Source organism: Pedobacter nyackensis, assembly GCF_032678475.1.
GTDB classification, from domain to species: Bacteria; Bacteroidota; Bacteroidia; order Sphingobacteriales; family Sphingobacteriaceae; genus Pedobacter; species Pedobacter nyackensis_A.
In genome coordinates, this window is record NZ_JAVTSF010000002.1 from 333,225 (window position 1) to 357,082 (window position 23,858).

The 23,858-nt window shown below is 38.8% G+C and carries 21 protein-coding genes; 6 read left to right on the forward strand and 15 right to left on the reverse strand.

Annotated features, from left to right (window positions below; all coding sequences use genetic code 11):
- Positions 1-18: 18 nt before the first annotated feature.
- Positions 19-1,887: a DEAD/DEAH box helicase gene (locus R2Q84_RS08950; RefSeq protein WP_316816201.1), complete on the forward strand. Its 1,869-nt coding sequence runs from the start codon at positions 19-21 to the stop codon at positions 1,885-1,887.
- A 58-nt stretch (positions 1,888-1,945) separates the two neighbouring features.
- On the opposite strand, the gene R2Q84_RS08955 is transcribed toward R2Q84_RS08950, so the two are convergent.
- The 4 genes from R2Q84_RS08955 to R2Q84_RS08970 form a co-directional block, all read right to left on the reverse strand.
- Positions 1,946-2,290: a hypothetical protein gene (locus tag R2Q84_RS08955; protein WP_316816202.1), complete on the reverse strand. Its 345-nt coding sequence runs from the start codon at positions 2,288-2,290 to the stop codon at positions 1,946-1,948.
- 58 nt (positions 2,291-2,348) lie between these two features.
- A complete protein-coding gene (locus R2Q84_RS08960) occupies positions 2,349-3,347 on the reverse strand; it encodes an NAD(P)H-dependent glycerol-3-phosphate dehydrogenase (protein WP_316816203.1) in 999 nt (332 codons plus the stop codon).
- Between the two features lie 75 nt (positions 3,348-3,422).
- Entirely contained in the window at positions 3,423-4,778 is a 1,356-nt protein-coding gene (locus R2Q84_RS08965; RefSeq protein WP_316816204.1) for an efflux RND transporter periplasmic adaptor subunit, read from the reverse strand.
- 32 nt (positions 4,779-4,810) lie between these two features.
- On the reverse strand, positions 4,811-6,178 hold the full coding sequence (locus R2Q84_RS08970) for a TolC family protein (RefSeq protein WP_316816205.1): 1,368 nt from the start codon (positions 6,176-6,178) through the stop codon (positions 4,811-4,813).
- A gap of 43 nt (positions 6,179-6,221) precedes the next feature.
- Here R2Q84_RS08970 and R2Q84_RS08975 point away from each other — a divergent pair, with 43 nt between their 5' ends.
- The 3 genes from R2Q84_RS08975 (at position 6,222) to R2Q84_RS08985 (ending at position 9,930) form a co-directional block, all read left to right on the forward strand.
- Complete coding sequence (locus R2Q84_RS08975) at positions 6,222-6,839, forward strand: polysaccharide deacetylase family protein (RefSeq protein ID WP_316816206.1); 618 nt, start codon at positions 6,222-6,224, stop codon at positions 6,837-6,839.
- Positions 6,840-6,976: 137 nt separating this feature from the next.
- Positions 6,977-9,256, forward strand: coding sequence for an aconitate hydratase (locus R2Q84_RS08980; protein WP_316816207.1), 2,280 nt, complete (start codon positions 6,977-6,979; stop codon positions 9,254-9,256).
- A 146-nt stretch (positions 9,257-9,402) separates the two neighbouring features.
- Entirely contained in the window at positions 9,403-9,930 is a 528-nt protein-coding gene (locus tag R2Q84_RS08985) for a DUF3575 domain-containing protein (protein ID WP_316816208.1), read from the forward strand.
- 75 nt (positions 9,931-10,005) lie between these two features.
- On the opposite strand, the gene R2Q84_RS08990 is transcribed toward R2Q84_RS08985, so the two are convergent.
- Both R2Q84_RS08990 and R2Q84_RS08995 read right to left on the reverse strand, forming a co-directional pair.
- On the reverse strand, positions 10,006-10,452 hold the full coding sequence (locus R2Q84_RS08990; protein WP_316816209.1) for a putative signal transducing protein: 447 nt from the start codon (positions 10,450-10,452) through the stop codon (positions 10,006-10,008).
- 31 nt (positions 10,453-10,483) lie between these two features.
- Positions 10,484-11,821, reverse strand: a complete 1,338-nt coding sequence (locus R2Q84_RS08995) for a GH1 family beta-glucosidase (protein WP_316816210.1) — start codon at positions 11,819-11,821, stop codon at positions 10,484-10,486.
- Positions 11,822-11,935: 114 nt separating this feature from the next.
- Between R2Q84_RS08995 and R2Q84_RS09000 the strand changes: the two genes are divergently transcribed.
- On the forward strand, positions 11,936-13,351 hold the full coding sequence (locus tag R2Q84_RS09000) for an alpha/beta hydrolase family protein (RefSeq protein ID WP_316816211.1): 1,416 nt from the start codon (positions 11,936-11,938) through the stop codon (positions 13,349-13,351).
- An 18-nt stretch (positions 13,352-13,369) separates the two neighbouring features.
- Here R2Q84_RS09000 and R2Q84_RS09005 read toward each other — a convergent pair whose 3' ends face one another.
- Positions 13,370-15,184 (reverse strand): MutS-related protein, encoded by a 1,815-nt coding sequence (locus R2Q84_RS09005; RefSeq protein ID WP_316816212.1) that lies wholly within the window; start codon positions 15,182-15,184, stop codon positions 13,370-13,372.
- Positions 15,185-15,277: 93 nt separating this feature from the next.
- Here R2Q84_RS09005 and rlmH point away from each other — a divergent pair, with 93 nt between their 5' ends.
- Positions 15,278-15,751, forward strand: coding sequence for a 23S rRNA (pseudouridine(1915)-N(3))-methyltransferase RlmH (gene rlmH / locus R2Q84_RS09010; RefSeq protein WP_316816213.1), 474 nt, complete (start codon positions 15,278-15,280; stop codon positions 15,749-15,751).
- 464 nt (positions 15,752-16,215) lie between these two features.
- Here the strand turns inward: rlmH and R2Q84_RS09015 are convergent, their stop codons facing one another.
- The 8 genes from R2Q84_RS09015 to R2Q84_RS09050 form a co-directional block, all read right to left on the reverse strand.
- Positions 16,216-16,755 (reverse strand): DUF5606 domain-containing protein, encoded by a 540-nt coding sequence (locus R2Q84_RS09015; RefSeq protein ID WP_316816214.1) that lies wholly within the window; start codon positions 16,753-16,755, stop codon positions 16,216-16,218.
- A gap of 26 nt (positions 16,756-16,781) precedes the next feature.
- Positions 16,782-17,219 carry a peptidylprolyl isomerase gene (locus R2Q84_RS09020; RefSeq protein ID WP_316816215.1) on the reverse strand — a complete coding sequence of 146 codons (438 nt, stop codon included), beginning with the start codon at positions 17,217-17,219 and terminating at the stop codon, positions 16,782-16,784.
- Positions 17,220-17,303: 84 nt separating this feature from the next.
- Positions 17,304-18,302 carry an AraC family transcriptional regulator gene (locus R2Q84_RS09025; RefSeq protein ID WP_316816216.1) on the reverse strand — a complete coding sequence of 333 codons (999 nt, stop codon included), beginning with the start codon at positions 18,300-18,302 and terminating at the stop codon, positions 17,304-17,306.
- A 15-nt stretch (positions 18,303-18,317) separates the two neighbouring features.
- Positions 18,318-18,878, reverse strand: coding sequence for a biliverdin-producing heme oxygenase (locus tag R2Q84_RS09030; RefSeq protein ID WP_316816217.1), 561 nt, complete (start codon positions 18,876-18,878; stop codon positions 18,318-18,320).
- Positions 18,879-18,907: 29 nt separating this feature from the next.
- Entirely contained in the window at positions 18,908-19,612 is a 705-nt protein-coding gene (locus tag R2Q84_RS09035) for an HmuY family protein (protein WP_316816218.1), read from the reverse strand.
- Between the two features lie 36 nt (positions 19,613-19,648).
- Entirely contained in the window at positions 19,649-20,311 is a 663-nt protein-coding gene (locus R2Q84_RS09040; RefSeq protein WP_316816219.1) for an HmuY family protein, read from the reverse strand.
- A 43-nt stretch (positions 20,312-20,354) separates the two neighbouring features.
- The gene (locus R2Q84_RS09045; RefSeq protein WP_316816220.1) at positions 20,355-21,116 is read right to left on the reverse strand and encodes an HmuY family protein; all 762 of its coding nucleotides are present in this window, start codon (positions 21,114-21,116) and stop codon (positions 20,355-20,357) included.
- 49 nt (positions 21,117-21,165) lie between these two features.
- A complete protein-coding gene (locus tag R2Q84_RS09050) occupies positions 21,166-23,502 on the reverse strand; it encodes a TonB-dependent receptor (RefSeq protein ID WP_316816221.1) in 2,337 nt (778 codons plus the stop codon).
- Positions 23,503-23,858: the final 356 nt, after the last annotated feature.

Below are 23,858 nucleotides of genomic sequence, written 5' to 3' on the forward strand. Positions count from 1 at the left end.
CTTAATAAATAATTATACATGATAAACCCATTTAGTAAATTGGGGATAAGTGATGACGTTGTTAATGCTGTAAAGGATTTAGGTTTCGAAAATCCAACACCTATTCAGGAGCAAAGTATTCCTGTGCTGTTAGAGGGCAATAACGATTTTGTTGGTTTGGCCCAAACAGGAACAGGAAAAACAGCCGCATTTGGTTTGCCGCTGTTAGAATTGATAGACTTCAAGAGCAATAAGCCTCAGGCATTAGTTTTATGCCCAACGAGAGAGCTCTGCTTGCAGATTACTAGCGACATCAAGAATTTCTCAAAAAACATCAGTGGTGCTAATGTTGTTGCCGTTTACGGTGGCGCAAACATTATGCAGCAGCTGCGTGAAATTAGAAACGGTGTACAAATTGTAGTGGCTACACCGGGCCGCATGTTGGACATTATTGGCCGTAAGGCTATAGACTTCAGTAACGTGAAGTTTGTAGTACTTGATGAAGCTGACGAAATGTTAAACATGGGTTTCCAGGAAGACATTAACGATATTTTGTCTACTACACCTGACGACAAAAAAACATGGTTATTCTCTGCAACTATGCCTCCTGAGGTTAGAAGAATAGCTAAAAACTACATGGACTCACCTGTTGAGTTAACCATGGGTACAAAAAACACTGGTAACGTAAATATTGAGCATGAGTACTACATTGTACGTGCAAGAGATAAATACGCTGCTTTAAAACGCATTGTGGATTTTAATCCGGAAATTTTTGCAGTAGTTTTCTGTAAAACCAAACTGGATACCCAGGATGTAGCTGAGCACCTGATTAAAGATGGTTACAATGCCGATGCTTTGCATGGTGACTTATCTCAGCAACAACGTGACAAGGTAATGCAACGTTTCCGCGACCGTAACATGCAATTGTTAATTGCGACTGATGTTGCTGCCCGTGGTATCGACGTAAACAACGTTACCCACGTAATTAACTATTCATTACCTGATGAAATTGAGAGTTATACCCACCGTAGTGGCCGTACCGGTCGCGCCGGAAAAACAGGTGTTTCTATCTGTATCGTAAACTCGAAAGAGCTGGGTAAAATCCGTCAGATTGAAAGGATCATTGGAAAACAGTTTACAAAAGCTGCGCTTCCTACTGGTTTTGACGTTTGCGAAAAACAACTGTTTGCTTTAGTACACAAGGTTCACAATGTTGAAGTTAATGAAAGCCAGATTGAGCAGTACATGCCACGCATCATGGATGAGTTTGCAGAACTGAGCAAAGATGAGGTGATCAAACGTTTTGCATCTTTAGAGTTTAACCGCTTTTTAGAATACTACAAAAACGCACCGGATCTGAATTCGTCTGCTGACGAAAGAGGTGAACGTGGTGAGCGTGGAGAAAGAGGCCCAAGAACAAGTGACGGCTATACCCGCTTATTTATCAACCTTGGTTCTGTTGATGATTTTACACGAGGTGATTTATTATCTTTTGTTTGCAATAACGGTAAAATTAGCGGAAAAGGTATTGGTAAAATTGACCTTAAAGGTGTTTACTCATTCTTTGAAGTTGAAAATTCAGCCGTTGAGTCGTTATTCAATAACTTTAAAGGTGTTGAATTTAACAATCGCGGTGTAAGAATAGAAAAAACAGCTGATGGTGATGGCGGCGGTGGTCGTAGTCGTGGCGGCTTTGGTGGCGGTGGCAGACGTGAAGGCGGAAGCTACGGTGGCGGAAGACGCGAAGGCGGTGAGCGCAGAGGCTATGGCGGTGGCAACAGACGTGAAGGTGGTAATAGCGGCGGAGGTTTCAGAGATTTCTCTGGAAGAAGCCGTGAAGATAGAGGTGGATCTGGTGCTGGCAGACGTGACGGCGGAAATGGCGGCGATAGAAGACGTAGATCTTAATTGCAACCATCATATATATCAAAAAGCCTCCGGGATTTCCGGAGGCTTTTTTTTCACCCTATTTTTTTGTCTGAGGTCTTGTTTTTATCTGCGACGCTTTAAGATAAATCTTTGCCCCTTTTTTATTGATATAATATTTTTTGTTTTTACCATCAATATATACATCTGAACCATCTGGAGCCATTTTACCTTTAAAAGTTTGATCGGCAACTTTTGCGGTTCCCTTTACAGCAACCTCAGCAGTTTTATTACCGACAGTGGTGGCTGTTTTACCGATAGCTTTACCCGTTTTATCGAGAGCCTTACCTACCCCACTTTCTTTTTTCTCTTGTGCGTTGGTATTGATGGCAAGTGAAGTACAGATCGCAAATGCCAACACGCCTGTTAAATACTTTATTTTCATAGTTAATGAGTTTATATACAAAGTCATTAACAAGCTAAAGTATTGATTTGTTTGACACCTAGTTTAACTGTTCAGTCAGCAGGCGCATTTCGATATGAGGCGAATGCTTCTCATACAAGATTGCATAAACAGCACGACTAATCGGCATATCTACCTTATATTTCTTATTGATATGATGCATACAACTCACCGCATAATAACCTTCGGCAATCATATTCATTTCCAACTGAGCAGATTTTACAGTATACCCCTTCCCTATCATATTACCAAAAGTTCTGTTACGGCTAAATTGTGAATATGCGGTAACTAATAAATCTCCCAGATAAGCGGACTCTTTGATATCTCTCGTTATTGGATGAACAGCATCAACAAAACGTTTGATTTCGCGGATAGCGTTTGAAATTAATACTGCCTGAAAATTATCTCCGTAGCCAACACCATGACAAATACCGCTGGCCACTGCATAAATATTCTTTAACACCGCAGCGTACTCTGTCCCAAAAATATCATCCGAAATATTTGTTTTAATATAACGCGTATTTAAAAGGTTCGCAAAAAAGCCAGCAAGTCCTACGTTCACAGAAGCAATTGTCAGATAAGACAATTTCTCCAGCGCAACCTCTTCTGCATGACAAGGTCCACTAATCACCAGAATATCTGACAATGGAATGTTATACTTCTGATGAAGAAATTCGCCAATGATCTGGTTTTCATCAGGCACAATCCCTTTTATCGCAGATATGACTTTTTTCCCTTTTAATTGTTCTGGTGTAACATCTTTCAAAGTTTCCTTTAGAAAGGCTGCTGGTACATTTAGTACAATATAATCTGCCTGTTTTATGACAAAAGAAATATCATCAGAGATATTATCTTCAGGAATCCGGATCTCCACCGAACTTAAATAATTCGGATTATGCTTATACTTCTGAAGATGCGTTATGGCTTCTGCATTTCGCATCCACCAATAAATCTCTTTTGCAGAAAAATTATCTGAGAGCATTTTTATAATAGCAGTAGCCCAACTACCCCCACCAATCATTGCGACTTTAGGTATCATACATTATAAATAAAAAATCCCGGTCTAATGTTTTAAACCGGGACAATTTACTCATTTAAAAAGTATTGATAAAGTTTACTTCTTGGCAGGATCAGCAAACAATTGATCCTTAGTTACTTTCTTTACTTTCATTCCGTCTTTTAATTTGTTTTGGATAGCCGAATAAGGACCAGTCACAACTTCCTGTCCGTCTTTAAGTCCGGTTTTAACAATGATATATTGATCATTCTGAATACCTGTCGTTACCTCAACCTGCTTAACAGTTTGATCCGCATTGTACAGATAAACATATTGTTTCACTTTCTTATCAGTTAGTTTAGACTTCTGTTTGTCAGCATTCTCCTGGTTATCTTCTTGTTTTTTATCGTTCTCTTTCTTTTTATCAATCGTAAACACCGACTGGATAGGAACCGATAAACCTTCTACCATATCGCTTTCAATATCAACAGTGGCAGACAAACCTGGCCTGAAAGGAGAAGGAAGGTCTTTAGCTCCACTTGTTAATTTATCATAAGATTCAGCCAGAATACGAACCTTCACTACAAAATTAGTAACCTGATCTACTGAGCTGGTTGCCGTACCCACATCCTTAGAAGAACTGGCTATTTCGGTAACTGTGCCTTTAAACTTTTTATCAGCAAATGCATCCACCTCAATAGTCGCATTATCGCCAACCTTTACCCTGTTGATGTCGTTCTCGTTCACATCTACGTTTACTTCCATAGACGAAAGGTTTGAAATACGCATGATCTCGGTTCCTGCATTTTGCACGGTACCTAAAATACGATCTCCCAACTCAACAGAAAGCTTAGAAATCACTCCATCAACCGGAGCAAATATCGTAGCCTTTGCAAGGTTTGCACTTGCCTCTTGTACGTTTGCACCAGATTGTTCAAGGTTAAATTTCGCCGCACTAAGGTCTTCTTTTGCCCTTCCAAGATTTGTTTTCGCAGTTAAAAATGCCGCTTTTGCAGCATCGAACTCCGAAGCTGAGATTACCTTTTTATTGAACAGTTCAACATTACGTTTATAAGTAACTTCACCATTCGTAAAATTAGCTTCGGCTTGTTTTAACATCTGTGCTGCAGCTGCTACACCTGCCTTCTGGGAGCTATAAGAAGCAACAGCACGATCATAACCTGATTTAAGCACATCAGGACGTACTTTAACGAGCAACTGCCCTTTTTTAACAACATCGCCTTCCTTAACCAAAAGCTCTGTAACCTCACCTGATACTTCCGAGCTTAACTTTACTTCAGTTTCAGGTTGAATTTTACCACTGGCGGTTACCGTTTCTATCACTTTTCTGTTTGCAGCTTTTTCAGTAGTAATCTTCTCCTCCTTATCACCTCCTATCACCCCGGTATATGCGCCAATACCAATCAGGACGACAATAATACCCACTATAATTAATATGGTCTTTAGTTTCATTCTTGTATATGTTATGTGAATCTCTATGAACGTTAAAAAACGATTTGTTTACCTAAATAATAATCTATCACCTTTGCCTTGAACAGAAGGTCGTATCTTGCTCTGATCATGTCTATTTCCGCCGTATTCCTTTTTGTCTGCGAGGTACTGTAATCAAGGGAATTGACAAGCCCTACATTATAGCGTTGCTCAAGAACTGAAAAAGCTTCCTTTTGCGCTTCAAAAGCTTTATTTGCGGAAGCATAAGTACTTTCGGCAGCCTTTAAATCGGCCACTGCCTGATATATAATTTTGTTTAAATTGTTTTTAGTGATTTGTTCATCAGCTTGGGTTTGCAATAAATTAATCTGCGCTTTTTTAATACCAGACCTGGCTTGAAGGCCATTAAAGATTGGTATACTTAAACTTAAACCCAGGCCCTTCGAAACGTTGTTTTCTATCTGGGTCCTAAATGACTCATTTTGAATATTTGCAGGTAAATTATAATTATAGTTATAAAAAGAGCCATAGTTACCACTTAAAGATAAACGGGGATATAAGCTACCTTTTGCGATGTCAATACCCTTTTTTGCAGCTTGTGTTTGTAAAGCAGCCAATTTAATATCAGGAAATATACCTAATGCGTCAGCATATACTTGCTCGGCACCATATATATTAGATGAACGGACAATATTAGAAATATCAGGAGCTTGAACTTCAAACCTGCTTGAGGATGGAATATCCATTAATTGTGCCAGTGTAATGAACGAAATGGTGAGCGCATTATCGGCATTTGTCACATCTAACTCTGCAATAGCGACCTGTGATTTCGACTCCGCCAGATCTGCGAGCGTTTTATTTCCTACATCCAAAAGCTCCTGCTGTTGTTTCAATTGCTTGCGGGAAACTTCGAGCTGTTCTTTTGAAGCCTTTAATCGATCTTTATTATATAAAATTTCCATGTAAGAAGTAACGACTTGTAAAATAAGATCATTTTTAATTTTATCGGTACCGACTTTACCTGCTTCCAAAAGAATTTTATTCTGCCTCACCTGGTTTACTTTAGCGAAACCATTAAATACATCAATACCGACACCAACACCTGGACTAAAGCTATAATTCTGTGTATTTTCATAAACACCCGAACTCACGTTATTACGACCCCAGTTCATATTCTGTCCTGCTGATGCATTTAAAGTAGGATATTGAGCAAGCTTTGCTTGCTTAAAGTTTTCTTCAGCCAGACGTTCACTCAACTTTGATTTGGTAATCTGCAAGTTGTTATTTAATGTAACTTCTATGGCCCGTTGTATGGTAATCACCTCTTGAGCAACAGTCTTTTGTGCAAAGGCGGTGACGAAAACAAATGTTAAAGCCAGAAGATGCTTTGAAAAGGCATTATAGGAGATGATTGTCTTCATAGATTTTTTTCACAATATTAATATAAACAACTTACATTTGAACATGTACCTGGTCAAATCTCCACTTTTATTAAAATGGTATTACCCATCTTTAACCTGGAATAAAACCCGGAATGATAAAGTCATTTATTTAACCTTTGACGATGGACCTATACCCGATGTTACAACCTTTGTTTTAAAAACTTTAAAAGACTTTGATGCAAAAGCTACCTTCTTTTGTATTGGTGACAATATCAGGAAACACCCAACTGTCTTTAACCAGATCAAAAAAGATGGGCATCGGATAGGCAATCATACTTTCAATCACCTTAAAGGCTGGAAAACAACAGATCATGTTTACCTTGAGAATGTTAAAAAATGTCAGGAACTAACCAATACAAATTTGTTCCGACCTCCATACGGGAGGATCAAAAAATCACAGATAACCGGTATAAAATCTAAATACCCTGATATGGAGATCATCATGTGGGACGTATTAAGTGGGGACTTCGACGTTGAACTTTCTCCGGAAAAGTGTTATGAAAATGTGATTAAAAATACACGCAACGGTTCTGTTATTGTATTTCATGACAGCTTAAAAGCGTTTGACAGACTCAAGTATACCTTGCCCCTGATTTTAAAGTTTTTCAATGACAAAGGGTATCAGTTTGGGTGCTTATAATATATTTCCGCACAACTTAATTATTTAGAATAGGTATAAATAATATAATGATCTGCTTATGATCAATATCGCCTGTTTTTTTTTGTAAATTCGCTACCAATTATAGTAATAACTTACCCTTTTAACACATATTATCAATGGCTTTTGATATAGAAATGATCAAAAAGGTGTATGCAAACTTTGGCCCCCGTGTAGAGGCGGCCCGTAAATTAGTAGGCAGACCTTTAACACTTTCAGAAAAAATACTTTATACCCACCTTTGGGAGGGAAACACGAATACTTCTTACAACAGAGGTGTTGATTATGTAGATTTTGCTCCTGACCGTGTGGCCATGCAAGATGCAACTGCACAAATGGCTTTATTGCAGTTTATGCAGGCAGGCAGACCACAGGTAGCTGTTCCATCTACAGTTCACTGTGATCACTTAATTACAGCTAAATTCGGCGCAGAAGTAGATTTACCTGCTGCAAACACAGAGAGCAAGGAAGTTTTCGACTTTTTAGCCTCAGTTTCTAATAAATACGGCATTGGTTTCTGGAAACCAGGTGCTGGTATCATACATCAGGTGGTATTGGAAAACTATGCTTTTCCGGGCGGAATGATGATTGGTACAGACTCACACACTGTAAACGCAGGTGGTTTAGGTATGGTTGCCATTGGTGTTGGTGGTGCTGATGCCTGTGATGTAATGGCTGGTTTACCCTGGGAGCTTAAATTCCCTAAACTGATTGGTATTAAATTAACAGGAAAACTTAACGGATGGACCTCTCCAAAAGATGTAATCCTTAAAGTTGCCGGTATCTTAACTGTAAAAGGTGGTACTGGTGCAATCGTTGAATATTTTGGTGAAGGTGCACAAAACCTGAGCTGTACTGGTAAAGGAACCATTTGTAACATGGGTGCCGAGATTGGTGCAACTACTTCTACTTTCGGCTATGACGAGAGCATGGAGCGTTATTTACGTGCGACCAACAGAGCAGATGTTGCTGATGCTGCAAATGCAATAAAAGAACATTTAACTGGTGACGCTGAGGTTTATGCTGATCCTGAAAAATATTTTGATCAACTGATCGAGATCAACCTTTCTGAGCTTGAGCCTTACGTAAATGGTCCTTTCACACCGGATTTGGCAACGCCTATTTCTAAAATGAAAGAAGCTGCTGCTGCGAACGGATGGCCATTAAAAGTAGAATGGGGTTTAATTGGTTCTTGTACCAACTCATCATACGAAGATTTATCAAGAGCTGCATCTATTGCAAAACAAGCAATTGATAAAGGCTTGGTAACTAAAGCTGATTTTGGTATCAATCCGGGATCTGAGCAAGTACGTTACACCGCTAACCGTGATGGTCTATTGAAAACTTTTGAAGACCTGAACGCTAAGATCTTTACCAATGCTTGCGGACCATGTATCGGTATGTGGGACAGGGTTGGTGCAGATAAGCAAAAGAAAAACACGATCGTACACTCGTTTAACAGAAATTTTGCGAAACGTGCTGATGGTAATCCTAATACTTATGCTTTTGTAACATCTCCGGAAATTGTAGCAGCAATTGCTATTGCAGGTGATCTTAGTTTTAATCCATTAACTGATACCTTAACCAACAGTAAAGGTGAGCAGGTTAAATTAGATGCACCAAAAGGCGATGAACTGCCAGTAAATGGTTATGCTGTAGAGGATGCAGGTTATCAGCAGCCAGCCGAAGACGGAAGTGGCGTACAAGTAATTGTTTCTCCAACTTCACACAGATTACAGTTGCTTGATCCTTTCACTCCTTGGGAAGGCACAGACCTTAAAGGCTTGAAACTCCTGATCAAAGCAAAAGGAAAATGTACTACAGATCATATCTCTATGGCTGGTCCATGGTTGAAATTCCGTGGTCACTTAGATAACATTTCTAACAACATGTTGATCGGTGCAGTTAACTTCTTCAACGAAAAAACTGACACCGTTAAGAATGAGCTAACAGGTGAGTATGGTCCGGTACCAGCTACCCAACGTGCTTATAAAGCCGCAGGAATTGGCTCTATTGTGGTTGGTGATGAAAACTATGGTGAAGGTTCAAGCCGCGAGCACGCCGCTATGGAGCCACGTCACTTAGGTGTTCGTGCAGTATTAGTAAAATCATTTGCCCGTATTCACGAAACAAACCTTAAAAAACAAGGTATGCTTGGCTTAACATTTGCCAACAAGGATGATTACGATAAAATTCTTGAAGGTGATACTATTGATATTGTAGGTTTAACTACTTTCACTCCTGATGTTCCTTTAACACTGGTATTGAACCATGCTGATGGATCTAAAGAAGAGATCACTGTAAACCATAGCTATAATGCACAGCAGATTGAGTGGTTTAAAGCAGGAGGTGCTTTAAATATCATTCGCAGAGAAGCTGCTGCAAAAGCTGCACTATAAATAAATTGCTTTAGGCAATATGCTTAACGTCCAGTTATATAATCCCATTCCAAATAAAAGCGGAATGGGATTTTTTTATTTGTATTGGTCAACTTAAAGTTTAATCTTTGCCGCTTAAACAAACAAATTAACCAAAAAATTAAATTATGAGGAAACTCCTATTATGTGCTGTAACGGCATTAACGTTCTTTAGTGCGAAAGCGCAACAAGAATCCAACACTCTAAAAATCAATCCAATAAGCGCTTTATTAAAAACCGGCTCTGTGTTTTACGAGCGCAAAATTAACGACGGCATGTCGGCACAGCTTGGTGTGGCTTACACTGGCATCAAAATCAGCGACACTAAATTTACAGGTCTGGCAATTACACCTGAAGTACGTTTTTATTTCAAACAAAATGCTTTGAGTGGTCTGTATGCTGCGCCTTTTTTAAGATATCAAGACTACAAGCTTTCTGATGAAGGTGATGAAGGTAAATATACTTCATTTGGTGGTGGTGCTTTAATTGGCCGCCAGTGGGTATATTCAAGCGGTTTTACACTGGACTTGTTTTTCGGTCCGGCCTACAACAGCGGAAAATACAAAGCAACGGCTGGCACTAATGAACCAGACATCAAAGGTGGTATCGAAGGTATGGGTATCCGTACAGGTATCGCGCTTGGATTCGGATTCTAAAATATATTTTATTATAAAAAATCCCGTTTTGAATAGCTTCGAAACGGGATTTTTAAATTAAAAGGAAGCTTGCACTTACTCAAACTCATGTTTACAATCGAAACAATGATGGGTTTTCTTCACTGAAAATGGGTATACCAACAGCAGCAAGGAAACAATTATCGTAAATATACCAAAGCGCTTTTTTGTTGCCTGTACGTAACCAACGTTCGTTGAACCACAAACAGGGCAAGCTATTACATTGGGGTCTTTATCTTCAGCTATTGAATCAGATTGCTGCTCTACAGCATTGTCCAAAGCAATCTGCACATCCTCATCCTGAAGGATATTTCTGGCAGTTTCTACATCTCTTTCAAATAAATGCAATTTTACACCACCCAGGGCCTGTGTATACAGCGGATTAATGGTAATGGTATTTTCATCAGAAAGAAAACATTGCACACCACTGTCTATCAGTCTCGTTTTCACAATATTGGCTTCTATTGGATTATAATAGGTTTCGAATACGACAATCTTATCCATAATTTCAGAGATTTAGGTTAAGATACGAAAATTAATGGCTAAGGAAGTCCCTGAACCAAAGTCCTGAATCTTTAATTGTTCTTTGTTGAGTCTTAAAATCTGTATACACTAATCCAAAGCGGGCATTAAATCCTTCGGCCCACTCAAAATTATCCATTAATGTCCAGGCCATATAGCCTGTAATGTTAAGCCCCTCTTGCTTTGCTTTTAATAAAGCTGCCAGATATTGTTGAAAGTATGTAATCCGTTCCTCATCATTAACCTGCTGGTTTACGGTCCTATCATGATAGGCCGCGCCATTTTCAGTAATCATCAGACTCTTAATCCCCTTATATGCAGAAAACTGTTTTATAATATTATAAAAACTATTCGCATTAATCTCCCAGCCCATTGCAGTATGAGGCTTCTTACGACTCTTAGCCTTCACTTCCCAGGCTTGTACTACAGGAATAAAAGCATTGTATTTTATGGTAAGCGGAAAATAATTCTGAATACCTATAAAATCAAAATCAAAGGTAAGCCGTTCTGTATGCCGCCATGTGGAATGTTGAATAGAAAACTTTTCCATTACCTCCCAGTCGGCTGTAGGATAACCTAATCCTAATAAAGGTTCAATGAATAGTCGGTTCATCAGGCAATCTACCCTTCTGGCTGCCAGTACATCAGATTCCCTGTCTGTATAAGGAATAATTTCGGAACAAGAAAAGCTGGTACCAATATTTGCATTCCTTACTTCAGCCCTCAGTATTCTACCTCCATCAGCTTGTGCTATTGCAGCATGATGGACAGCAGAAAAGAAATTAGTCAGGCCTGTTTTCCCTGGTGCATGAATTCCTAGCATATAGCCAAGAGAAGTAAAGCCGAAAGGCTCGTTTAATACAATCCAGTTCTTCACTTTATCACCATATTCTTTTGCACATAAACTTACAAACTGATTAAAGCTGTGATTTATGGAAAAAGCGGCCCAACCTCCCTCATCTTCCAAAGCCTCTGGCAAATCCCAGTGGTATAACGTAACATAAGGTACTATTCCCTGCAGTAAGCATTCATCGATAAGCCTATGATAAAACATAATCCCTTCCTGATTCACCTTACCTTTTCCTTCAGGAAAAATACGAGGCCAAGAAATGGAGAAACGAAAAACCTGAAAGCCCAATAGCTTAACCATCGCTATATCTTCCTTATACTTATGATAAAAATCACATGCAGTTGTTAATTGATGGCCTTTTTTAATCTTTCCTGATCTTTTAGAAAAGGTATCCCAGATAGACAAGCCTTTTCCATACTCCTCCGCAGCACCTTCAATCTGAGCTGCAGCTGTAGCTACCCCCCATACAAAATCCTTTCCAAAATCAGATGCCTTGATCATACCTTTTCTTTATAACGAGCAATATGCTAATCATTTATGAAGTTAGTGTTAAGCTTGTCGCCCGTTTATAATTTTTATATACAACTTATCATAATAAAGTTTAATTTACATCTTATGATGAAGAGTTTATATTCAACAATAGTTTTTATTTTACTGAGTAATGTATTGTTCGCTCAGGAGCCTATTGGAACTTGGTATGGCACATTAAACATCCAGGGCACACAATTAGGCCTCGTTTTTCATGTGAACAAAAATGGCAATGAATACAATACCACTATGGATAGTCCTCAACAGGGCGCCAAAGGTATGCCGGCAAGTAAAACTTCTTATGTAAATAAGACTCTAATTGTTGAGTCTTCGACTATAGGCATGAAATATACAGGGACATATGTACCCGACAGCAATAAAATAAACGGAACTTTTGAACAGGGGGGCTTCCGCACAGCTTTGGTATTGAGCACCACGCCCGGAAAAGAACTGGCAGCTAAAATACAGCCAAGACCTCAGGATCCTAAGGAATTTCCTTACAAGCAGGAAGAGGTAACCTTTAGCAATTCTGTTAATGGAAATACGCTTGCAGGAACATTAACCACACCGACAGATGGTAAAACCAACAAAATTGTCATTTTAATTACAGGATCGGGGCCACAAAACAGAAATGCAGAACTGGTACAATATAATCACCGCCCCTTTTTAGTTCTTAGTGATTATCTAACCCGTCAGGGAATTGCCGTATTAAGGTATGACGATAGAGGGGTAGGCAAATCTACTGGTGTTTTTGCTCAGGCTACAACGGGGGATCTTGCTGATGACGTAGATGCTGCGGTAAATTACATCTCTTCCCGAGCCGACCTTAAAAATATGATGATAGGATTAACCGGACATAGTGAAGGTGGTATGATAGCTCCAATGGTTGCCAGTAGAAACCCAAAGGTAAAATATATTGTTTTAATGGGTGGCCCCGGAATTCCAATCTATCAATTGTACGCACAGCAGATTGCCGATGCAATGAAACTCGCTGGTGCTCCTGCCGATGAAGTGGCTAAAAAAATGGCTACGAATCTAAAAATATTTACAGCAATGAAAGACGCCAAAGATTCTCCGTTAGAGCAGGCGGCCCTGGAAGTTGAGCTTGCACTTCGCAAAGAACTTGATCTGATGCCATTAGAGAAACTGGACCGGGCCGGGAAGGAAACTATAGTTCAACAAACCCTTAACAATTACAAAAGACCCTGGTTCAGATATTTTATAGGCTTTGACCCAAGCCTTTACTTAACGAAGGTAAAATGTCCGGTATTAGCCCTTAATGGCACCCTCGACTTTCAGGTTGAATCCACTGCAAATTTAGCAGGAATTAAAACGGGACTTGAAAAAGCGGGGAATAAGCGTTTCGAAATCGTTCCAATGGAAGGACTAAACCATTTGTTTCAAAAGGGAACAACAGGTGCAGAGACAGAATATGGCAATATTGAAGAAACCATAAATGCTGCTGCACTTGAAAAAATTTCGACCTGGATAAAAGGTATATAATGCCTTTTATTGATGGGATTAGTTTAGCGTTAAACCGATCTGTTTCAGCAATAATGCAGCATTAAACGTTTTACAAGGGCCATGTTTTAATTTATAATCAAATTCCATTTCACCTTCGGCTATCTGTATATCGAAATGATAATTCCGGATCTTCGTAGAATGGTCTCCTTCCATCTCCGATAATTGCAGGTCATGTGTAGCAAATAATGCCGGAGTTCCTTGTTCAATCAGCTTCTCGATAAAAACCTTTGAACCGAGGTATTTATCTTTACTATTCGTTCCCCTTAACATTTCATCAATCAATACAAAGGAGTTTTGATTTGACTGTATTGCATCTAAAATCATTTTAAGCCTGTTCAGCTCTGCTTTAAATGTTGAGGTCTGATCATTTAAGGAATCTTTTATACGCATATACGAAAGCACTTTAAAGATAGATAAGGACATTTGCGCTGCGCATACCGGCGCGCCTGCAAAGGCCAACGTCATATTTATACCTACGGTTCTTAAAAAAGTACTTTTACCTGCCATGTTAGAACCCGTCACAATGTCAACGGTAGGTTTAGTTTCTACATTAAAACTATTTAATACCCTCACCTGCTCAGGTATAAGCGGGTGCCCTAATTCAACTGCTTTCAGTGTAAACGAAGGAACTATACCAGGGAAATTCCATTCTGGTTGATTATAAGTAAGAGTAGCAAAAGAGATTAACTCTTCAAAGCGACTAATCCTCCTCATTCCCTCTACAGTCTGTTCTGCAAACTGATCATGCCACTTACACAGTGCAATTGAACACCTTAAGTCCCAGGTCATAAAAACATTTAGAAAAAGGCTTACAATATCGTTAAGCCTGGCATCGAAGTCCTGTATAATGGAAGACAATTTATGAATCTGCTTACTAATGGGTTGCGTATGATTGGCATCGCCAAAAAGGCGTTGTATATAAGAACTTTTCCAGGCTACATCTTCCGTCCATTTAATTGTATCCGCAAATGCGCTTAGCAAACTGGACTCTTTACTAAACCCGTAGTAAACCTTATTAATATGGCTCATCTTAAAAAATGTTAAGCCCATATTAACCAGTGCAGCAAAGCCAAATAACTGCCAGGCCCAACTACCAAATATTAGTCCCAATCCAAATATTCCAACCATAATGAATGGAACAATTTTAACATATAAACGTAATGGCTTATTACGGGTAAAATTTAACTGTTCCGGCAATTGCTCCTGAAGTTTTCGAGTAATAAGCCCTAATTGTCCAGGTTTGTGGTTCTGAAGTTCCGCTCTAAAATGAAAAGTTTGATCAATATGTTCTTTTAATTCTACAATTGCGCCCTGTCTTTGCTCAATCGTAATTTGATCATTAGGCTGATTTAAATTAGCAGCCAAAATATCCATTCCTTCCTGGGTGTTACAACGGTTGACAAAAGCGTACAATGACCCCTGACCAAATATATCAAGATCCGATGTATAGGGGTGATATTCATCTACATAAATCGTCCCATCATTATAACCATTTTTTCCTATAGTCAGTTGATCTACTTCATTTTGATAAACCCAAAGCAGTTTCTCTGCATAGGTCAATTCCTTTTGTACTTTAATCTGTTTTTTTACAAGAGCCATGAACAGCAAAACCGGCACTACAGCCAATGCACCAAAGTACCATTCGTATCCAAAATTAATGATGAGGACAACAATAATAATCTCCGCAATAAATAATCCCAACCTTGAAAAAGAGATCGCAGTCAGCTTCCGTTTAAGGTTCGTAATTTCTTTTTGTTGCTTGTCTGTGTTATTTTGATAGTTGGATAAGATGCTATGTTTTGTTTTTACCATTATATTTGATTCCTGAATAATTGATGGGCTTTAGACTTTGACCCAGGTCAACATAAGATGTTACGAATTGTTTTAGGTATAAAGATAAAATAAATGAAGATCACTTTACTGGTTGTAGGTAAAACAGAAGATAAGTACCTGATTGAAGGTATTGAAAAATACCTAAACAGGTTAAAACATTATATAGGCTTTAACCTAACGGTTATTCCGGAGATTAAAAACACTAAAAACCTTAGTGAAGCACAGCAGAAATCTAAGGAAGCAGAATTGATCCTTAAACAAATCAGCAATCTTGACACTGTTATTCTGATGGATGAAAAGGGCAAAAAATACACTTCGGTTGCATTTTCAAGTTACCTCAACAAACAAATGATTGGCAGTGTTCAACATATGGTATTTATTATTGGAGGCCCTTATGGCTTTGATGGAAGCATTTATGCACGGGCGAATGGCAGCATGTCATTATCTGATATGACTTTCTCCCATCAGATGGTCAGGTTGTTCTTTGTAGAGCAGCTATACAGGGCATTCAGCATATTAAAAGGTGAACCTTATCACCACGAATAGTTTAAACTTACTTGTGGAAATTGTAACCGCAAAGCATCATTAAATAAAAGGAGGTTCTTATGTTACCCGGAGATTATAAAAGAGATTATAAATTTAGAAGCGACAAGAAAAAAGACAGAGTAACTTATATCATTGCAATCGCGATCTCAATTATTGCATTTTTGCTCATCTGGTTTCTGGTTTAAAACAGCTGTAAATCATTCCATAGGGGTAAACAGCCTGATTAAACCGAAGAATAAACGGGTACATACCGGCACATAGCAAAATAATGAGTCCATAGTCTCTCCATGTTAAGTCCATATCAGGTCCATGTTTCTACCTAAAAACGTGGATCTGAAATAGAAATATATTTGATTCATAATAGATTTATATGCCGGGAACTACCTTTTTAGTAATATTTCACTACGAAAAAAGGATACCCTTTTGAGATATCCTTTCTATTATTTTATTAAAAAGACGTTTAATTAAACACCTTTTTTACTTGTCATGTTTGCTTTTTTAGCTGGCTGAGCAGTTTTACTTGGAGCCTTAGCATTTGATGGCTTAGGAGCAGCTTTAGGCTTTTTATCCAACTTATCATCTGCTTTCAACGCATCGTGCTCATCTGCAGTGGTAGGAGCTTCCTCAGTAAATAAAGGAAGATCTTTAAGGATATGATACCAGCTTACAATTTTCTTCATATCAGAAGCGTAAACCTTTTCTTCATCATGTCCCGGTGCTACCTCTTTGAAAAATGCTCTTAAAACACCAGATTCAGCTTTTGCATCAGGAACATTACCTTTAGCAGCAACTATATTTGCTAAAACATCTGTTAATTTTAAATCGTCATCTTCACCATATACGGTAATATCTTCCAATGATGCAAGTTTTGTTGAAGTCATATTGGCTACAATTTTAACTTTCTGTGCATCCAGGCTTTCAAGAACATATCCTGCTTTATTCTGACCAACGAGTTTAAATAAACCTGGTCTTCCAGATACTGCTACAATTCCTCTTAAATTCATATCGTTTGTTTTTGAGAAGTTAAGAACTAATCTTCTATTACTTCTATGCTTAAAATCTTGTCACCTTGTTTGATGGCGTCAACAACATCAACATTCTCCACTACTTTACCGAAGCAAGTATGGTTTCTGTCAAGATGAGCAGTGTTATCTCTGCTATGGCATATAAAAAACTGAGAACCACCTGTATTTCTACCAGCGTGTGCCATCGACAATACGCCGCGGTCATGATATTGGTTCTCACCAGTTAACTCGCAATCAATTTTATAACCCGGGCCACCTGCACCAGTACCGGTTGGATCACCACCCTGAACAACAAAATTAGGAATTACCCTGTGAAATGTTACTCCGTTATAAAAGCCATCTTTCGCTAACTTTAAAAAGTTAGCAACTGTATTTGGTGCATCCTGATCGTAAAACTGAACAGTCATGTCACCTTTATCTGTTTTAATTATTGCTTTGCTCATGATAAAATTTTGTAGATGGCAAACTTAGAGAAATTTGCGCTGATATGCAAAAGCAGCTTTAGTCATTTAACATACACGATAGGATTAGTCGTCGTTGGCCTTTATTTCACTTGGCAAAATGCCAAAATAACGTTTAAAAGCATCAGTAAGATGGCTTTGATGATTGAAACCAACTGCAGTTGCAACTTGTCCCACACTTTTTTTCTCATCCAGAATAAGTCTGCGGGCTTCTTCCATTCTTAATCTTGTTACGTAACCATACACTGTGGTCCCGAAATATTCTTTAAATGCGCGTTTAAGTTTAAACTCATTTAGCGCAATTTGCTTTGAAAGTTCTATGATGGTTGGCGGATAGGTGTATTCCGCATCAAGAATATCTCTTGCTCTTTCAAGCTTTCGCAAATCATCCTGCTTAATGACATATTTATCAACCTCTTCAACCCCTGATTGCATTTGTTCCAGCTGAAGCATCAGAAGTTCGAGAATCCTGGATTCGGTATGCATCCGTTTCAATTCACCTGTTCTTTTACATTCGCAAATGTCATTGATTACCCGTTTCATTTCAGTCGTAACAGGTAGATCCTTAGCGGAAAAAGAGGTGTATTTCCCTTTTAAAATCCCCCGTACAAAATCAGTATGCAATAAAGAATGCTGATCGATCAGGTGAAAATAATATTGTTTGGAAAGCACCAGCAAGAAGTACTTATACTCAATATCAGGCACCATAGGATACTTACCCTTTATAGAGGGTATGTAACGTATATTATGCCTGCTTCCTTCTCTCCTACTACTTTTCGTATCCTTTTTATCAGCATTTGGACTAGCTCCATAGAAAATAAACTGGGAAGTAATGCTCTCCCCTTCTACTTCAGAAAGCACTTTAACGTTGGCATTAAATTGCATGGTCGAATGTACCAAAAACAAGCCCCCTGCGCTAAGCTGGTAATTAACCAGCTTCTGCGCAGGCAGACTTTTAATGTTTACATTCTTTTCTGAAAGCGGGGTATTAGGTGAGTAGTTGTCAGAAATTTCCTCGATAAACAACCAGTCGTCCGAGCCCTCGATTTTAGATTTAATTTTCATTGGAATATAATTTCATTACGCTACGGTAACTTCTCCAAAAACTTCCCCAAAATTCGAGAAAGTATCATTTGCAGTATCAATCGCTTCTTGCTCTTCAGCCTCGCTATTAGCCTGGGCATTTAATACAGCAACAAACTTACCCCACATCTGCCCGGTCGCTTCTCCGTAACCTGAGAAAAAAGACACACCTTTAGTGATGCCAAACTTTTCCAGCATTTTTACAATGATTGGTCCCCCCATGATAGAACCTTCCATTACGTACAAAGCGCCGAGGGCCTGTACGGCATTTTTAATCTCAGGTGCAGTTGCTGCAGGAAGTTCATTGACATTTGAACCTAACTCTTCAATATCTTGTTTTAAGTAAGAAGAATTACGGCGTTCTGCCTGATCTGGCAATAATTCTGTTGTAATATATGGTGCAATTGCTTGCTCAACCTGGTTAAAATAGGTGTAGAAATGTTTAAGAAAATCAGCGTAATCAGCATCACTGCGAATGGCTTTCATTTTTTGTACTACTTTTTTTTCGAGGTTTAAGTGAGCTTCTTTTGTTGCTTCTTTAATTGCGGTGCTTAACATGTGTTTATATATTTTAAGGTGTTATTGAGTTATTTAATTTGGAATTTGGTACTCCCTTTAGGCACAACTACGTATTCAAACGTAAAAAATGGTTTTGGTGTATCTATAAACATTTTATCTGCTGTAAATGCGTCTTTGTAAATGCTAATCATTTTTATTTTTGCGTAATCACCTTTTGCCGTACGGATCACCAGTGTACGTTTTTCAGGCATGGCATAAGCTACATGTTTTTTTCGTGCACTGCCATCACCTTTTATCAGTCCGGTCTCATCATACAAAAGCCATCCGGTTTCAGTAGCGCGGGAACCTTCTTTATCCAAACCGAACACATTTTTGCCCGTTTTAAACTCCGTAGCTGCAGGCACATCAGTTACCTGATCAAAAGGCTTTTCGATGATTGCAATCCCACCTATAGCATGACTTCCTGTACCATAGTTAGCATCATCAGTACTGTTGTTGCCACTTAAAAAACTGGTTAACATTCCACCAAATGCAAGGTCCCATTCCGTTGTTTTCACTTGTGTTGCTGCAACCTCCTTTTTAGTTTCAAAATTAAAATAAATTGTAGTCGCTTTATCTGTAGCAGAAACAAAATTCTCTACGCGCTCTAGCTTATAATAATGATTTGCAACCTCTTCAGTCGGTTCCTTATCTTTTTTGCACGAAGATAGAATTCCTACCGTCAGCATTAATAAACTACTGATTTTTACTGTTTTTGATATTAAATTGTTCATGATAAAATAAAAAATATGAATTGAATAATGTTTTAACTAGTCTTTAGTTGAGAGGTTTGTACTGCCATCCTGTTGTACGTAATATCTGAAAGTGAAGTAAGGCGATGGCCAGTTTAAATCGCTTACAGTAGCTGGGGCCCCTTTGTACATACTTACCAACTGCAATTTTGCATATTTGCCTTCGGCAGTCCGAAGAATATACGTTCTGTTTTTTACAGGAACAGCGATATGGGTATTCAATTCATAGAAATACCAACCATTGCCACTGCCCGAATCCCAACCAGCAACGTCAATGCCTTTACTGCTGAATTCAGCATCCGAAGGTGCTGTTTTTACATCGTCATAAGCCTGATTAACCACCATCATGGCTCCTTTTCCTGGCCCGCCAAAACCGTAACTCTCATTATTGGTACCGCTGTTAGGTGAGATATAAGAATTGTACTCTTTGGCAAAGGCAATATCCCATTCTGATGTCAGTACTTTACTTTTATCTACTTTGCCATTTGTTTTAAAGCTGAAATAAAATATTTCAAAAGGTTTTGCCCCACCTACCGTATTCCCAACATCACCGGGAACATCTTTTGCTACGGTGCTCTTCCCGTCTTCCAATTTAGGTTTAACCTCCTCTTTAGTACAGGAAACAGTTGCAATAGCCACTAAAGCCAATACTAGTGTTTGTTTTAAATAATTCGTTCTCATTGTTTTTCACAATTTATTGTTCAACTAAATCTGACAGCGTTAATTACTTTATTTCAAATTTTGTACTCCCTGCCGGTACAATGACATATTCGAATGTAAAATACATATGAGGGGTATTTCTAAACCATTTATCAGGTGTAAAAGCATCTTTGTAACAACTGATCATTTTTATCTTGGCATAGTTACCTTTTGCGGTACGCACAATCATGGTACGCGCTGGCACCGTGGTTCCATCCTTTAATTTTAAGGCACTACCCAAGGCATAAGCTACGTGCATTTTGTCGTGACTCGCATCACCTACAACATCACCACCAAAATCGTATAGGTACCATCCTATTCCTTCTCCAAATGCACCAGCATTATCGGTACCGATCAATATATTTCCTGTCTTAAATTGACTTTCCGCAGGTATTTCAACGACTTCATCAAAAGGTTTTTCTACAATCAGAATCCCTCCTTTACCCGGACCGCCAGTACCCGAATTTTGGCTATTAGCACCATTGTTGCCTGAAAAAAAACTATTATAAAGTCCGTTTAAGGCGATGTCCCATCTTGCAGTTTTTGCGTAAGTCAGTGGCATTTCAAGCTTAGTTTCCAGACTAAAGAATACTGCTTTTTTAGCCACGGTCGGGTTTTTATCATCTGCTTCGGCAGCAAGATTCTCAACTCTATGTACCTTATAGAAAGTTACCTGGGCCCCTTCCGGTGGCAATTCCGGTTCAGTTTCGGGTGAATTACTTTTTGAGCAGGCCAATAGCACTGTACCCATCACAAATACCATTAAAAAGTCCCTAAAGTGTTTCATATCAAATGTTTTGTTGTTATTTATAGTTCTAATACATAAGGCTCTTTAACTATTCATCTTTAAAAAACCGCCAGCTAATCCCAGCAATGATTGCTCTTCCTTGTTGAGCAGGCATTAACTGATCACGATAATTCATTAAGTTGTCTGCTGTAAGCTGAAACTGTAAATGTTTGTTGTAAAATGTTTTTTGTACCGCGGCATTTAACAAAAAATAACTACGAACATAGGTATCATAAGGATCTAAGAATTTATTAGCCATACCGTCTTCCATAAAGCCATATTTACTTCTGTAGTTCACTCTAAAACTCCCACTTAGACCAGATTTTTCATGCGTATAACTGACTTTTATATTGGCCATATGACGCGATCTGTTGTTTAAACCTACATAGTCTTTACGGGTCGATCTTCGAGGCTTATTGATTTCGGTATCATACACCATGGCATATAAACCAGTTCCATTTTTTATGGAATCAACAACCCCTTTATCTACCGCATAAAGGAGTTGATAACCTGCAGAGAGATTTAAAGATCTGGTAGCCGACCAGTTTAATCCGATTTCAGCTCCTGTGGTATAGGCCTTTGCAATATTCATATAAGAGTAAATCTCCTGCCCGTTTGTTTTTACTGCCACGCGCTCGGAATTGATGAAATCTTTCAGATCATTGTAAAAGACGTTGACATCAAACTTTAAGTTGCTGAATGGGCTGTAGTTAAAACCTCCACTGTAAGAGACTGATCGTTCAGGCTTAAGATTTCCTATATTCTGTGCACTTGGAAATACATTCATAACCTGCCCGGCATCCTGCAACAACTTTATTTCCTGCCAGAACTCTTCCGAGCCCAATACCGTATACCCGGTTTGGAGGTTTGTAAACACCATGTACAACTGTTGAAAATTAGGTGTTTTAAAACCTGTGGCAACCGCGGCTTTCAGGGTAAGATTTTTAAACATATGATATTGCAATCCCATACTTGGATTAACTTTCGCCCCATATCGATCATGATAATCATAGCGGGCACCAGTGGTAACCGAAAGGTTATTGGTTGCCTGCCAACTGGCCTGAACATAGCCGAAATAATTGGTCATGCTTTTTGCCCCCCTGTATGCGTTATTATTTAAAGATTCGTGGGCCGCACCTGCGCCACCCGTAAGTTCCAAAACGTTAGACAGAGACTTCCCGGCTTGAATTTCGGCACGATGTATATACTGCTCAAAACTATTACCCGGCATAATCACCCCACTATTGAGATCGGTAATATTCTGTTGTGTTTTATAACGTGTTATGTAGTATTGGCTTTTTAATTTCAGTCCGTTACCGAAATTATTATTTAAAGCAATTGACCCATTTAAGTCCTGCTCATCCAGCACGTCTTTAGTAGGCTGAACACCATAGGAGATATTGTTGTCGGAATGCCTGGTTACATACCTGCCATTAAAATTCAATGTACTTTTATCACTGAGCAGATACCGGCCCCTACCCTGAAATGCAAGGCTGTTAAATGGTGGTGCAGTTTTACCTTGATTAAGATACGGATTGGCATTAAAGCCATCCGTACGATAGTAATTCCCTGATAAATAAGCAGATCCTTTTTTACCTGCAAAAGGTGTCTCGCCTTCAACGGTAGCATCAACCATATTAAAACTTCCGTAACGTAAAGCGGCCATGGCTTGTGGGTGATTGATATTTTTACGGGTAACAATATTGATTACGCCCGCAAGCGCCTCGCTACCAAACAAACAAGATGATGCGCCCTTTATAATTTCTATTCGTTCTATGTTAGACACGGTAATACGTGAAAGATCAAAATTACCATTGTTACGACCGATCATTGGCTGTCCATCAATCATAATCATGGTGTAACCACTGTCAAAACCCTGCATCTGTAAACCTACAGCCCTGCTTCCTGAACCGATATCATTAACGATAGCCAGACCGGTTTGTTCTTTCAATACTTCATCAAGCCTTCTGCTACCCATCATTTCAATTTCCTGCCGGCTTATCACTTTGCTGGGCATTGCAGTCCGAATCATGTCTATGAAATTATCCGGATTACTATGAACACCGCTTACACTAACTTCGTTTAACTCCTTGCCACCCGGCTTTAACTGGATGCTGACTGAACTTGTTTCTCCATCCGCTACTGCAACTTCTTGCTTATATTTTATAAACCCAATTGCATCAATGGTTAAAGTATAGGTACCTGCATACAAATTCCCGTCAAATACAAACTTTCCCTGTGCATTGCTAACAGCTCTTTTGTTATCAGGTTGCAGGACAATTGTAATTCCGGCAAGGGGCTTCCCGGATTCATCAGCAACCAGCCCCATTAGTCTACCTTTTCCATTTCTGGCAAACGCCGAACTACTGACGAACAGCATTAGCATTAAGAAACGAATTTTTAGAATTTGGGAACAAGACATCTGCATCACCTGTATTTATTTTTAATCAGTCTAAATAAGGTCACAAATATGCTTACATTTGTCAATAATACAGCAACGCTAAAGGGATTATTTTTAACCATTTCGGGATTATATTAATGGAATCGGGATATTTTAAAGAGAAATCGGGATAAAAACAGGCGATAACCCGAGAAAAAACAAACAACATAACTAACTAAAAAACAACTATTTAATTACGATAAAAACACCACAGAAGCAGAATTAGCAGTTCAAAAAATAAAATATACCAATACCGTTAATCAATAGTAAATTATTTGGAATGATTTTAATTAAAGCTTCCT